Here is a 14,585-nt window from a genome sequence, read left to right as displayed (position 1 = left end):
CTTGCTTGGCATATTGTTTGTCCTCTTGTTAGCGATTATAAAATAAAGCACTAATTTAAAATATATAAGATGAGTAAGATTATTGGAATAGATTTGGGTACTACCAATTCCTGTGTTTCCGTAATGGAAGGTAATGAACCAGTAGTAATTCCGAATGCAGAAGGTAAAAGAACAACTCCTTCGGTTATCGCTTTTGTTGAAGGTGGAGAGATTAAAGTAGGTGATCCGGCAAAAAGACAAGCGGTTACCAATCCTACCAAAACCATTTATTCTATTAAAAGGTTTATGGGTAACAAGTATTCAGAATCCCAAAAGGAAGCGGAAAGAGTACCGTATAAGGTTGTAAAAGGAGATAATGATACGCCAAGGGTAGATATTGACGGTCGTTTATATTCTCCACAAGAATTATCGGCAATGATTCTTCAGAAGATGAAGAAAACGGCCGAAGATTATTTAGGTCAGGAAGTTTCTCGTGCCGTAATTACGGTTCCTGCATACTTCAACGATGCACAAAGACAAGCAACAAAAGAAGCTGGTGAGATTGCAGGTTTAACCGTTGAACGTATTATCAACGAACCTACATCTGCATCTTTGGCATATGGTATGGATAAAAAGGATACCGATCAAAAAATAGTTGTATTTGACTTTGGTGGTGGTACACATGATGTATCTATATTAGAGTTGGGTGATGGAGTATTTGAAGTATTGGCTACAGATGGTGATACCCACTTAGGGGGTGATGATGTCGATCAAAAAATCATTGATTGGTTAGCGGAAGAGTTCAAGGCTGAAGAAGGTCTGGATCTTAGGGAAGATTCAATGGCTTTGCAACGTTTGCGTGAAGCTGCAGAAAAAGCCAAGATAGAATTGTCTTCTTCTGCACAAACAGAAATTAATTTACCTTACGTTACCGCAACTGCTTCTGGACCTAAGCACTTAGTCAGAACTTTGACCAGATCTAAGTTTGAGCAATTGATCGCTGATTTGGTAAAAAGAACAATAGAGCCTTGTGAGGCGGCAATGAAATCTGCCGGATTGTCCAAGAGCGATATTGATGAAATAATCCTGGTAGGTGGTTCTACAAGAATTCCTGCAGTTCAAGAGGCCGTAGAAAAATTCTTTGGCAAGAAACCTTCTAAAGGGGTAAACCCAGATGAGGTCGTTGCAATCGGTGCGGCTATTCAAGGAGGTGTATTAACGGGAGATGTTAAGGATGTATTATTATTGGATGTAACACCACTTTCATTAGGTATTGAAACTATGGGTAGTGTAATGACCAAGTTGATAGAAGCCAATACTACTATCCCTACAAAGAAATCCCAAGTGTTCTCAACAGCAGCGGATAACCAACCATCGGTTGAAATTCATGTATTGCAAGGAGAGCGTCCAATGGCCAACGATAACAAGACTATTGGTAGGTTCCATTTAGATGGGATTCCACCGGCAAAAAGAGGTACTCCTCAAATTGAGGTAACTTTTGATATCGATGCCAATGGTATTATCAAAGTATCCGCTACGGATAAAGCTACAGGAAAATCACAAGATATCCGTATTGAAGCTTCTTCAGGTCTAACTGAGGAAGAAATCAAGAAGATGAAGGCTGAGGCTGAAGCTAACGCTGAATCGGATAAAAAAGCCAAGGAAACTGCTGACAAGTTAAACGAGGCGGACGGAATGATTTTCCAGACAGAAAAGCAATTGGAAGAGTTTGGAGATAAATTATCCGACGATAAAAAGAAACCGATCCAAGAAGCCTTAACAGAACTTAAGGCGGCTTATGAAACCAAGGATATAGCAGTTATAAATCCTGCCTTGGATAAAATCAATGAGGCTTGGAAAGTAGCATCTGAGGAAATGTACAAAGCACAGGCAGATGCACAAGGTGCTGGAGCTCCTCAAGGAGAGCCTACTGCAGATGGTGGTGCAACCGAAGGTGATAATGTAGAGGATGTAGATTTTGAAGAGGTTAAATAAGTTAACCATATATTGATATTAAAAAGGGCGGTATTTACCGCCCTTTTTTACTTTTATCGTATTTCTTTTTTCACCCAGTAATAATACCCTAATTTTGTGCTATGGTAAAGAAATACTTACAAATACTTATTCTACTTGGCATCATATTTACGATCAAGGTACATGGACAGGAAATACAAATTTTCACCCTGGCAGATTTTGATTTACGGGATAGTGTCAAAACTTGTTTGGTAAGTACGGACTATGGTAAGGAAGAATATGATTTTAATAGAAATGGATTACTTACAAAATCCGTAACTCGTTATAATGCAGAGGATTATGATGTTGTCTATTATAAATACAAGAACAATCATTTAATTGAAAAACGTTCGGAATCCTATCAGAACAATGTTTTTGATCCCAATACCTCCATTGCGCATTTTTATCAAATAGATTCAACGGAAAATCTAAAGATTCAAGAACGTATTTTCTCCTATGACAAACAGTTCTTGGAAGAGTATATATATGAATATGACGAAGCCGGTGATATTTCCAGTATAAGAAGGACAAACAATGACGGTACCGATATCACCCAAGTAGAGCATAAAAAAATTAATGGGGAATATACGGTAACCTATCTGTTGAACGATCAGCCTTTAAAATCTATTCGTACCTCTATTTTAAAACCAAAGAACAAACCTGACCAGAAAGTAGTATTGACCAAGGAATATCTAAACGGTGAAGCAAATATGGCTTTTGAAGAAGTGTTTGATATGGACGGAAAATTAATGGCACAGCAAGAATTCAGCTATAATGCCACGGAGCAAAGTTTTGAGCCTACCGTTAGGACATCTTATGTTTACGATGATAAGAATATGCTGGTCGAGGAAATTACCAAGTCTGGTATAAGTACTTCAAAAAAAGAATATATCTATCAGTACGATCAAGTAAACCAAGGTAATTGGATCAAGCAAATCATAACACCGGATAATTCTTATAAGACCAGAAAAATTACGTATTACAAGACTTCCCTCAAAGAAAACAATTAACCTTATTGCTTGGCTGCCCACTCATTCTTTAAAAGTCCATAACAACAGGTGTTTCTTTTAAAGCCGTCCAAGAGATATACATCTTTACGAAGTATTCCTTCTAAAGTACAGCCCAGTTTTTCAATTGCTTTTCTAGAGGCAATATTTCTTTCGTCCACCCTAAATTCCACTTTTTCAAACCCCAAAGTATTAAATGCATAGGTGAGCATTAATTCTTTCATATGGCTATTTAGGCCGGTTCCATGAAATTCCTTGCCGATCCAAGTAGAACCAATATGCAGGACTTTGTTTTTAAGGTTGATATTCATGAACCGGGTGGATCCTGCGTATTTGTTGAATTTTTTATCGTAGATAATATAGGGTATACTGGTACCTGCCTTAGCTTGTTGCAATGCTATCTCCACATAATTCCTTAGACTATTTGGCGTATTAATTTCCGATGGTGAATATTGTACAAGTTTATCCTGAAGAGCTATATCAATAAGCTCTTTGTAATTGGTTAAGGTTAATGGACTTAGCATTACCCTGTCATCTTGTAAAACAGGTGAAATCATCATTTTTATATTTGATTGATTATATCTTTGCGCACTTCGTGGCCTCCGTTAAAATTGATGTAATGAATATTTTGTCCAAACAAAGATATTAGTTTGTGCCGTTCTTCCCTTAACCTTTCTGGGGATAGATATTCATCCTTATCTCCTATGACAGAAATTACTTTTGTGTTTTTTAAATGATCAAAGTGGTGTTTTTTAAGTTCATTGGGGATTCCACCCGCATATAAAACTAGCTTGCTACAGGGGATTTGACTAAATGCCGAATATCTCAGGGCAATTGAAACACCTTGGGAAAACCCTAAAATTATTAGGTTACATTGTTCGGGAAGTTTTTCTTGTGCTAAAACAGCATTTAAATAATTGTAGATGTTATTGGTTTCCATGTCGGTATTTTCTTTGGTCAGCCAACTTGCGCCAACATGTTTGTAGGTGTTTTTTAAATAATATTTGGAAGGTGCTTGCGGAGCAATAATATAGTTTTCATCTGTATTTAATTCATCGAAATAACGCAAGAAAAATTTGCTCAAATAACCAATACCATGGAACACAAGCCATATATTTTTGGTCTTGCCAGTTAGTTTGTTTAAAGTTTCATATGTATTGGTGGTTGTATAAGAAACGTGCTTGATTGTGTTGTTCATAAGTAAATCACTTCTTTTCAAACTTTACAGTTGACAATGTAATGCGTAATTTTACAAAAAAAAGAATGAACGACTACAAAGAGAAAATTCTTAAGATTTGTAACGAAACTTCCAAGAATACGTTGATGGAGACGTTACAAATTGATTATGTAGATGTGGGTGAGGATTTTTTATTGGCCAAAATGCCGGTGACCCCTAAGGTTCATCAACCAGATGGAGTTTTACATGGTGGGGCCATGGTAGCATTGGCAGAAAGTGTGGGTAGTGCGGCTTCTTATATTTTCTTGGATGCCAGTTCATATTTTGTTCGTGGTATAGAAATTTCTGCCAACCATGTAAAAAGTGTAAAAGATGGTTTTGTATTTGCTAAAGCCGTAATAGTACACAAGGGAAGAACCACCCAGCTTTGGGAAATAAAAATCACCAATGAGGCAGATGAATTGGTTTCCCTATGTAAATTAACGACCATAGCTTTACCCAGAACCTAATATGGTACAGGAACTTTTTAATCGTACAAGGTTTTGCTTAAATGAGCATTTACCTTTTGTACTCTATAGAAAGCCAAATACACATGAATTAATTGGAATATTTCAGGATAGCGATGAGGTTCATACAGTAGTTGATTATTCTGAAACTGGTTTTGTTTTTGCTCCTTTTGATGCGGATGTAGATGCTATTTACATTAAAAGGGATGCAGTTTTGAAAAGTGATTTTACACCGGAAAATAACACGTTAAAACCCATTGAGAGCTCAGTTCTATTGAATGTTGATGGTAAGGAAGGCTATATTCGGTTGGTGAAAAAAGCCTTGTCCTATATTGAAAAAGGAACCTTTGATAAAGTAGTTTTGTCCAGAAAGGTACACGTAGAACTGACGGACACATATCATCATATTTTTCAACGTCTTCTAACTACTTATCCAGAAGCGTTCTGTTATTATTGGCACCATCCTAAAATTGGGACATGGATGGGGGCTACACCAGAAATCTTGATCAAGACCAGTGGAACCCAGTTTACTACAATGTCCTTGGCCGGCACTCAAAGTATAGAGGAAGGACAGGCCCCAAGTTGGTCTTACAAAGAATTGAACGAGCAGCAGGTGGTAACGGATTATATTGTTGATGTTTTGAAGGAAAATGTTCAGGCATTGAAAGTATTGGAGCGGGAATCTGTAAGGGCGGGACAATTATGGCACCTGAGAACCGAGCTGACAGGAGTTATAGCTCCATCTAAATTTGGCGCTGTACTGAAGGCTTTACATCCTACTCCGGCAGTTTGTGGTAACCCCTTACAAAATGCTAAACGTTTTATTTTATACAATGAATCTTATAAACGTTCCTTCTACACCGGATTTTTGGGAGAATTGAATCTGCAGGAAGAAATGCCACGGAACAGGAATCGTAAGAATCAAGAAAACAGTGCTTACAAAAGTATAAGGAAATCATCGGAACTATATGTTAATCTAAGGTGTATGCAACTTGTCCAAGATAAAGCAAACATATACGTTGGTGGCGGTATTACTAAAGATTCCGACCCTGAACGGGAGTGGGAGGAAACGGCATATAAAAGTAAAACCATGTTACGTATTTTGAACAACAAATAGACCACTATCTTTTGGGTTATTTTAGGCTTTGGTTGTATTTTTGATGTCCATGAAATACTCATCTATACCAACTGCCCAATCCATTGTTCAACATTGTAGGGCCAAGAATATTTCAAATATTGTCATTTCTCCCGGTTCAAGAAACGCACCGCTGACCATATCGTTTACAGAAGATCCTTTTTTTACATGTTTTAGTATTGTGGATGAACGTTGCGCCGGTTTTTTTGCGTTGGGCATGGCACAACAGCTGCAGCAACCTGTGGTCGTTCTCTGTACATCGGGTAGTGCATTGTTAAATTATTATCCTGCGGTTGCAGAGGCTTTTTATAGCACAATTCCTTTAGTGGTCATATCTGCTGATAGACCGTATTATAAAGTTGGAATAGGAGATGGGCAAACCATACATCAAAAAAATATATATGCTAATCAAATAGGGTACTCCGCCAACTTAAAACAGGATGTTAGCCATTCATCGGAGGTTATAAAACAGTATGCGCCTAGCTGGATAAGTGATAATCATATTGAACGTTCCCAAAGTAAAGTCCAGCATTATAATGACGTAGAACTAAATAACGCATTAACTTTTGCGCTAAATGAACTGTGCCCTGTTCATATTAATGTACCTTTTGAGGAACCTTTGTACCAAACACAGTTACAACCAAGTATTAGTGCCAATATACCGGATTTAGCGGAACCCAAAACGAATACTCCAACTTTGGACAATAAAAGGAAAATTTGGAACAGCACAGCCAAAAAGATGGTATTGGTTGGGGTAAGTGCTCCAAGTACGTTAAATGAGGCCATGATTAATGCCTTGGCGAATGATCCAAGTGTTATCGTATTTACGGAAACGACTTCTAACCTTAATCATCCTAATTTTTTTAATAGTATAGATTCTATAATTGCTCCCATAGAAATGGGAGAACAGCCCCAAGAAGGGTTTAGAAAACTGCAGCCAGAGATTTTGGTGACTTTTGGGGGACTTATCGTTTCAAAAAAAATTAAGGCGTTCTTGCGAAAATATAAACCAAAACATCACTGGCATGTAGGTAGCATAAATGCCAACAATACATTTTTTTGTTTGGAGGAACATATAAAAGTTTCCGTCGATTATTTTTTTCAGGAGATGTATACGGATATTAAGGCATCTGGCAGCAGTTATTTTACGGAATGGCATATGGTAAAGGAAAATTATAAGTTAAAGAGAGCTACTTACCTTGCGCAAATCCCATTTTCAGATTTCTATGCTTTTAATTCTATTTTGAATGCCATCCCTAAGGGATATCTTCTACAATTGGCCAATAGTTCCACAATTAGATATACGCAGTTATTTGAAATTGATGCTTCCATAAACGTTAATTGTAATAGGGGAACCAGTGGCATAGATGGCAGTACTTCTACGGCAATAGGCGCATCGGTTGTAAATGCAAATCCTACCTTGTTCATTACCGGAGATTTGAGCTTTTTCTATGACAGCAACGCATTATGGAATAATTATACAAAGAATAATTTTAGGATTATCGTCATTAATAACCAAGGCGGTGGCATATTTAGGATTCTTCCTGGACAGAAAGAATCGGAATCTTTTAAAACCTTTTTTGAAACCCGACATAATTTGAGTGCCAAGCACCTTTGTAAGATGTTTAATATTGAACATAACAAGGCAAATTCAAAAGATTCGCTCAATGAGATGATACCCCTTTTTTTTAGTGAATCTGACCGTCCAAAACTATTGGAAATTGAAACTCCCGCATTAATAAACGATAAAATTTTGATTGATTATTTTCGTTTTATATCTTAGAGGTGTATTAACCATTAATTATAACACACTAACATGAGTAAAAGAGATGATTTAATTGAAAAGTATGCTGCTGACATCAAAGATAAATTTGGTGAAAACGCGGATATGGATTTGCTTAAAAAAGTAACTGTTGGTCTTGGACCTTCAATTTATAATATAGATGCTTCCAAAGTTTCTGGAAGTGATCAAAAGGAATTGGATACGGTTAAAAATAATTACTTGATTAAGAAATTAGGTTTAGCGGATGATTCCAAGCTAGATGATGCTATTAAGACCGTAATGGATAAGTATGGTTCATCAAATAGAAATAAGCATAGAGCCGTTATTTACTATATGCTTTGTAAACATTTTAAGAAAGCGTCTGTTTACGATAAATAGAATTTTGAATGTACAATTTAAAGACCGTTGCCAATTTTGGCAACGGTCTTTTTTTTACCGTTAGGTTTATAGATTATAAAATGTAATTTTGTGCCATGATAGAATTAGGACGTATAAATAATCTTGAAATCTTAAGAGATACCAGTGTAGGTCTTTTTTTAGGTGACGAAGAGGGTAATGATGTATTGTTACCCAATAAATATGTGCCTTCCACATATGAAATTGGTGAAAAGATAAAGGTATTTTGTTATTTAGATTATGATGAGAGACCTGTAGCTACCACTTTGGAGCCGGATATTATGCTAGGGGAATTCAGATTATTGCAAGTGGCTGAGGTCAATGAATTTGGGGCTTTTATGGAATGGGGCTTGGAAAAACATCTTTTGGTCCCGTTCAGGGAGCAACGCGTAAAGATGAAAGAAGGGCAGTGGTACGTTGTGCATTGTTATTTGGATGAACGCTCCAGCAGATTGGTAGCTTCCAACAAATTGGATAAATTTCTGAGCAACGATAATATAGACCTAAAGGTATGGGAACAAGTGGACCTGGTTGTTACCAGGCAGACAGATTTAGGTTGGGAAGTTATTGTTAATGAAAGACACAAAGGATTGGTGTATTTTAACGAAGTATTTAAGCCTATTAATATTGGGGATGTTATTCCTGGTTGTATAAAGACCATAAGAAAGGATAATAAATTGGATATTTCATTGCAGCCTTTGGGAGCAAAGGTCTTGGAACCTGCGGCAACTAAGATTTACGAGGTATTGAAAGAGCATGGCGGATTTTTGCCTTTGCATGATAAATCTTCCCCAGAAGAGATTAGGGATACTTTCCAGATGAGTAAAAAAACATTTAAAAAAGGTGTAGGTACCCTTTATAAAGAACGAAAGATTAAATTGGAATCTGATGGAATTTCACTCAATGAGGATTAACTCTTATTGTGAGAAATTTCTTAATTAGTTGATTTGCAGATTTATAGATTAAATTCTTAGCAGGAATGTTGTTAGACTAATCAAATAATTTTATTTTCGTAGTAAATGAAAAGTTATTTACAGTTTTTAGCTTACATTTAGCTTTAAGAATAAAAATTACCCCAGTTATATGCCTTTTATAGAAGAGAGTGATTTATTGGAATTACATAAAGATGTCGATAAGGCGCAAATTATTAATGAGCGTCTATTAGACCAGATAAAGTTCAAGAATAAGGAATTAAAAAAGAGTAAGATTCAACGCAATATTTTTGCGGGGATTACCACGTTCTTTATCTTGGCAGGTATTGCCTTTGGATCGTTAACGGCTGGCATTAGTATTTCTGGAGGATTCAATAAGAAGAATAATAATAGTGATTTGGTATTTACCTCTATAGATAGTTTAGATGCCATTAAAGCTCGTATTGATAATCTGAAGGAGCAGAATGAAGAATTGAGCTTGGTAAAAGAGTTTTATTTGGCCAAGGAATTTCTTCAAAAGGAAAAGATTTATTCCGTACAGGTTAAATCCTTTGTTGATAACAATATTACATTGGCATCAGAGGCTTTAACAAATACACTATTCGTTAAGACCAATCCATTTTATTCCTACTCCTTAGGAAATTTTGAAACACTGGAAGAAGCTCAGTCATTTAGAAAGCAATTGGTAGATCTTGGCTTTGATGACGCTTTCGTAGCATCTTACAAGGACGGTAAGCGTATTCAAATTGAAGACCCTTATTAGTGACCAAATTAAAAGCGTGGCTTAACGCTGCAAGATTACGAACTCTTCCTTTATCAATTTCCGGAATACTGGTAGGTGCCGCTATAGCTTCATGGCAAGGTTATAGTAATAATAATATTCTATTTCTAGCATTGTTAACAACGGTTGGTCTTCAGATAACTTCCAATTTTGCCAATGATTATGGGGATGGTATAAAAGGTACGGATAATACAGATAGAATTGGTCCACAAAGAGCACTGCAAAGTGGTCTTCTAACTGCAACACAATTAAAAAACGGAATTTATATCAGCATTATAATCAACATTTTATTGGTTGTTTCTTTAATACTGTTATCTTTTGGAATGGCTCATGTTGGTTATGTACTGCTTTTTTTATTTCTTGGTGGTTTTGCAATTTGGGCGGCCATTAAGTACACAGTGGGTAAATCTGCATACGGCTATAACGGATTGGGAGATGTTTTTGTATTCATTTTTTTTGGTCTGGTAAGTGTTTTAGGTACTCATTTTTTATTCGTTAAGGCATTTTATCCGTTAGCAATGCTACCGGCCATGGCTATAGGGCTACTAAGTGTTGGTGTGCTGAATTTAAACAATATGCGGGATCATAGATCAGATAAAGCGGTCGGTAAAAATACGGTCGTTGTTAAAATGGGGTATCCCAGGGCCAAAAATTACCATTACATTTTATTGATCGGTGCATTTTTATGTCTGTTTTCCTTTTTGCTCACAACAAATGGATCACATTTGCGTTATGTAAGTCTTATTGGATTCTTGCCTGTGTTCGTTCATATGCGCAAGGTAGCCGTAACGGAAAATGAAGCGGATCTGGACCCAGAGCTTAAAAAATTGGCACTGAGTACTTTTTTAACGGCAATGCTGTTTTTTATTAGTTATTATTATTTTTTGTAATTTTGATTGTAACCTTCTAAACCATTTTAAACCTTGGAACAACCCATTAAAATTCTAATTGTTGAGGACAATGTAATTATCGCGGATGATATGCAGTCCATGTTAGAGGAAATAGGATATGAAATAGTAGACAATGTTATTGTTTACGAACAAGCGGTAGAGGTATTAAAAACGCAACAGGTAGATTTGGTACTTATCGATATTATTCTTGCTTCTGATAAAACCGGTATTGACCTAGGAAAGCATATTAGGGATAATTATGACATTCCATTTATTTTCGTAACCTCAAACTCAGATAGGGCTACGGTTGAAAATGCCAAGACGGTTAAACCAAATGGTTATTTAGTAAAACCTTTTGAGCAACAAGATTTGTACACCTCTATTGAAATTGCGTTATCCAATTTTATCTATGGCAAGCAAAATCTTTCTAAAGGATTATCCAATGAAACGGTCAACGAGGATGTTCCTATGTCCAATTCTATTTTAAAGGACTCTATATTCGTAAAAAAACAACATTTATATTACAGAATTCAATTTGGCGATATCCAATTTATTAAAGCGGATAACGTTTATTTAGAAGTGAATACGGTAGATAAGAAATTTTTGGTCCGATCACCTTTAAAAGACTATTTGGAAAAATTGCCACAGAATAAGTTTTATAGGGCACATAAATCATATATCGTTAATGTGGACCACATTGATGCCATTAATTCAAAAGATATTATGATAAATAATACGCTGATACCTATTTCAAAAGATTTTAAAGAGTTCATCATCTCTGCAATGAATTCGTAGATAGATGTACCATAACATATACTAAAGCACCAGTGATGGTGTTTTTTTATGCACATCTTATAGATGAATGGATTATTTTCATCGGTAAAGTGTTTTGTTTTATCGGTGAAATACATCGTTCTGCCGTTAAAAATAGTTTCACAACATATATAGGAGGTTACACAACAAATTAAAATAAGAAGGAGGGCTATTTTTTAAATTTGTAGTAGTACAAATCCACATAATCGTGCGTTTTAAATATCAAGGACCACTTGGAATATTGAACAATGATTATGTTGAAATATTGATTTGTTAAGAAAAGTAACTAGAACACACTTTTTGGACCAAAAGTTTATTGATGTCAATATAACTTAGGTTCACAACAAAAATTTAGTAGAAACAGGTATTTGTTATATGTTTGAATCTACTTTTAAGTTTATATGAAAAGGAATCTAATTTTAAATTTGATCTGGTCGCTGTTGTTCAGTGTATACTCATTTGTAGTATGTGCACAGCAAGAAGACCTTTCAATGCAAAATGAAGATTACTATAAGCAATTTCAAGAATTGGAGAACGGCGAACTACGTACGTTTTTTTTCTTCAACACTCCAAATAGATATAATCAAGTTTCCCCGTATGATTGGTTAGATACCGTAAAGGTATATTTAAACAGTTCTGAAAAAACCAAGGATACGGCGTCAATAAGAAATTACCAACTTATTCAATCACAGATTTACTATGACCTTGGCAACTACCAAAAAAGTTTGGCCATTTCAAAATCATTGTATGACAATCTTGATGAATTGGATATGGAACTCAAGAAGACCATCTTGGACCTCTTGGATGATAATTACGCCAAATTACAGATGTTCTCCAATCAAATAGAGGTTAGGCGCATAAAACGAGAGCTTGGTTTAACCGAAAATATTGCCTTTTATGATATTTATGCCAGCCTTGGGCAATATAGAAAGGCAATGACAGATTATATGACCGAGGAGAAAAAAGAATTGAAAGATGACGATTATTACGGTCAAGCCATCTATAACAATACTATTGGGGAATATCTTAGATTGGACAAATCTGCACCCACGGCCTTAAGTTATTTTAAAAAATCAGAAGGATTAATCCAAGTATTCCTTAGTGATGTTACCAATCAAAGAACAGATAAGGAAATTACCGATGGTAAAATTTTAAAAGCCATTATAATTGGTAATATTGGTAAATGCCATTTACAGCTTAAAGAATATGAAAAAGCAATTCCTTATTTGGAGGAAAGTAGGGACATTATTAAAACCTTCAATAAGAGCAAGTTTTCTTCGGACTTTATTGAAAATACCTTAGCACTGGCAGATTGCTATTTAAAACTGGACAATTTTGCAAAAGCTACCGACTATTTGAGCGATGATATGACACCCGTTAAAACGGAGAATATTCTTAAGCGTAATAGAATCTATGCTGATTTTTATTATAAGACCGGCGATTTTAAGAATGCAACGTTTTATTTAAAGCGGAATATTAAAATACGGGATTCCATAGATGCCCAGGCTTCTAATATTATAAACCAGCAGTTGACTTCTGTTGTGGCCCAAGATTTGGAAAACTCCAGAAAAATGATGGAGATGCAAAAGGCTGAGCTTGAAGAGTCAAGAAAAGATATAAAGGCACGGGATGATAAGATAAGTCTAGTATTTGTCTCCTTGATTTTTACCTTGATCGGTTTTGCAGGTTTGGTATACGCGTATTTAAAAAGTATTAAAAACCAGCGTTTAATTGCCGAACAGAAATTTATTATAGAAAATGCACTGGTAGAAAAGGATTCCTTGCTCAAGGAAATTCACCATAGGGTAAAGAATAACCTACAGATGGTTTCCAGTCTATTAAGTTTACAAACAAAAAACACGACCAGTAAAGCAGCTATAGAGGCATTGGAAGAAGGTAAAAGTAGGGTCAAGGCCATGGCTTTGATACATCAAAAATTATATCAGAACGATGACTTGTCCGTAATAGAAATGCAAGGCTATATAGAAAGTTTGATCAATAGTATACAATCTGTATATAAAAAAGGAGGACACAATATCAACATTGCTATAGATGCCGAAGGTGTTGAATTGGATATTGATCGTGCCATACCCTTTGGACTCATTTTGAACGAGCTGGTTTCCAATTCATTTAAATATGCTTTTCCACATGATGATAGCAACGGAAAAATATATATTCATTTGCGAAAAATGGTTGGTAAGGAAGGCTTTTTTGAATATACCGACAATGGTATAGGTTTACCTGATGATTCTGAAGAACGGGCTAAATCGTCTATGGGCTTTAGGTTAATGAGTAGGTTGGCCAATCAACTACAGACAACCTTAAATACAGATAAGACTACTGATGGGGTGCGTTTTTGGTTCAACTTTAAATAGCTTACCTAACCTTACTTTTCATTACAATTTTGTGTAACATTTTAGGGAAAAACCGTTTTAGGTAAATTCCGTATTTTTCTTTGCCCCCAATATAGGCTTCATATTTTTTTTGATGTATTGCTTTTATAATTTGTTGGGCACACCGCTGTACGGGCATTCCGTTCTCTGTTGCCTCATCCTCCTTTTGTAAGGCTCTACCATCACCTGTTAAGGCATTCTTGGCTACATTGGTCTGTATAAAACCCGGGCAAATCAATGTAACGGAAACGTTGTCCTTTTCATGCTCCATACGTAAGGCGTCAAAAAAACCGTGTAGGGCATGTTTGGCACCACAGTACCCGGAACGATAGGGTGATGAAAACTTGCCCATTAAACTAGTGACGGTTACAAAATGGCCTTCTTGTTGTTGTACAAAAAACGGCAATAAATGCTTTGTTAGTTTTATGGTTCCCAAATAGTTTACATTGACCATTTGTTGATAAACTTCAAAACTGGTATCAATGATTAAGGAACGTTGGCTTAATCCACCATTGTTGATAAGGATGTCAATTTTTCCAAATAGGGAAATTGCTTCTGCCGTAACATTTTCCAGCGTATCAAAATCGGTAAGGTCCAAAGACAGTATTTTGGTCAATTCTGGAAAGTGACAATTGCTCTTTACCATGTTGAGTGCAGTGGTACGTCTTGCCGATAAGATCAGTTTACAGCCCATTTTATTTAATTCATAGGCCAAAGCTTCCCCAATTCCAGAAGAAGCACCCGTAATCCAAATAACCTTATCTTCCATACTTTTATTTT

At 35.9% G+C, this 14,585-nt stretch carries 14 protein-coding genes; 11 read left to right on the top strand and 3 right to left on the bottom strand.

The features are described 5' to 3' along the window. Positions 1 to 69: 69 nt before the first annotated feature. Entirely contained in the window at positions 70 to 1,974 is a 1,905-nt protein-coding gene (gene dnaK, locus CHB68_RS13710) for a molecular chaperone DnaK (protein WP_089261583.1), read from the top strand. A 101-nt stretch (positions 1,975 to 2,075) separates the two neighbouring features. Continuing rightward, positions 2,076 to 3,002 carry a hypothetical protein gene (locus tag CHB68_RS13705; protein ID WP_089261581.1) on the top strand — a complete coding sequence of 309 codons (927 nt, stop codon included), beginning with the start codon at positions 2,076 to 2,078 and terminating at the stop codon, positions 3,000 to 3,002. A gap of 2 nt (positions 3,003 to 3,004) precedes the next feature. Here the strand turns inward: CHB68_RS13705 and CHB68_RS13700 are convergent, their stop codons facing one another. Continuing rightward, on the bottom strand, positions 3,005 to 3,556 hold the full coding sequence (locus CHB68_RS13700; protein ID WP_089261635.1) for a GNAT family N-acetyltransferase: 552 nt from the start codon (positions 3,554 to 3,556) through the stop codon (positions 3,005 to 3,007). A gap of 5 nt (positions 3,557 to 3,561) precedes the next feature. Then, a complete protein-coding gene (locus tag CHB68_RS13695) occupies positions 3,562 to 4,197 on the bottom strand; it encodes an alpha/beta hydrolase (protein WP_089261579.1) in 636 nt (211 codons plus the stop codon). A gap of 65 nt (positions 4,198 to 4,262) precedes the next feature. Here CHB68_RS13695 and CHB68_RS13690 point away from each other — a divergent pair, with 65 nt between their 5' ends. From CHB68_RS13690 to CHB68_RS13650, 9 genes are all read left to right on the top strand, one after another. Continuing rightward, a complete protein-coding gene (locus CHB68_RS13690; protein WP_089261633.1) occupies positions 4,263 to 4,685 on the top strand; it encodes a PaaI family thioesterase in 423 nt (140 codons plus the stop codon). Between the two features lies 1 nt (position 4,686). After that, complete coding sequence (locus tag CHB68_RS13685) at positions 4,687 to 5,799, top strand: chorismate-binding protein (protein ID WP_089261577.1); 1,113 nt, start codon at positions 4,687 to 4,689, stop codon at positions 5,797 to 5,799. A gap of 49 nt (positions 5,800 to 5,848) precedes the next feature. After that, positions 5,849 to 7,600: a 2-succinyl-5-enolpyruvyl-6-hydroxy-3-cyclohexene-1-carboxylic-acid synthase gene (gene menD / locus CHB68_RS13680; RefSeq protein ID WP_089261575.1), complete on the top strand. Its 1,752-nt coding sequence runs from the start codon at positions 5,849 to 5,851 to the stop codon at positions 7,598 to 7,600. 33 nt (positions 7,601 to 7,633) lie between these two features. Beyond that, entirely contained in the window at positions 7,634 to 7,978 is a 345-nt protein-coding gene (locus CHB68_RS13675; RefSeq protein WP_089261573.1) for a DUF2853 family protein, read from the top strand. A 95-nt stretch (positions 7,979 to 8,073) separates the two neighbouring features. Further along, entirely contained in the window at positions 8,074 to 8,910 is an 837-nt protein-coding gene (locus CHB68_RS13670; RefSeq protein WP_089261571.1) for a CvfB family protein, read from the top strand. Positions 8,911 to 9,079: 169 nt separating this feature from the next. Continuing rightward, positions 9,080 to 9,691 (top strand): SPOR domain-containing protein, encoded by a 612-nt coding sequence (locus tag CHB68_RS13665; protein ID WP_089261569.1) that lies wholly within the window; start codon positions 9,080 to 9,082, stop codon positions 9,689 to 9,691. Next, entirely contained in the window at positions 9,691 to 10,599 is a 909-nt protein-coding gene (menA, locus tag CHB68_RS13660; protein ID WP_089261567.1) for a 1,4-dihydroxy-2-naphthoate octaprenyltransferase, read from the top strand. The genes CHB68_RS13665 and menA overlap by 1 nt, the downstream gene beginning before the upstream one ends. Positions 10,600 to 10,632: 33 nt before the next feature. Further along, positions 10,633 to 11,394, top strand: coding sequence for a LytR/AlgR family response regulator transcription factor (locus tag CHB68_RS13655; protein WP_089261565.1), 762 nt, complete (start codon positions 10,633 to 10,635; stop codon positions 11,392 to 11,394). Positions 11,395 to 11,813: 419 nt separating this feature from the next. Continuing rightward, on the top strand, positions 11,814 to 13,787 hold the full coding sequence (locus CHB68_RS13650; RefSeq protein ID WP_089261563.1) for a tetratricopeptide repeat-containing sensor histidine kinase: 1,974 nt from the start codon (positions 11,814 to 11,816) through the stop codon (positions 13,785 to 13,787). A gap of 1 nt (position 13,788) precedes the next feature. Here the strand turns inward: CHB68_RS13650 and CHB68_RS13645 are convergent, their stop codons facing one another. Then, positions 13,789 to 14,574, bottom strand: coding sequence for an SDR family oxidoreductase (locus tag CHB68_RS13645; protein ID WP_089261561.1), 786 nt, complete (start codon positions 14,572 to 14,574; stop codon positions 13,789 to 13,791). Between the last annotated feature and the right edge of the window lie 11 nt (positions 14,575 to 14,585).

This window comes from Maribacter sedimenticola, assembly GCF_900188415.1.
Lineage (GTDB): Bacteria > Bacteroidota > Bacteroidia > Flavobacteriales > Flavobacteriaceae > Maribacter > Maribacter sedimenticola.
Note: the sequence above shows the minus strand (reverse complement) of the source record. Positions and strands in the feature narration are given on the sequence as shown.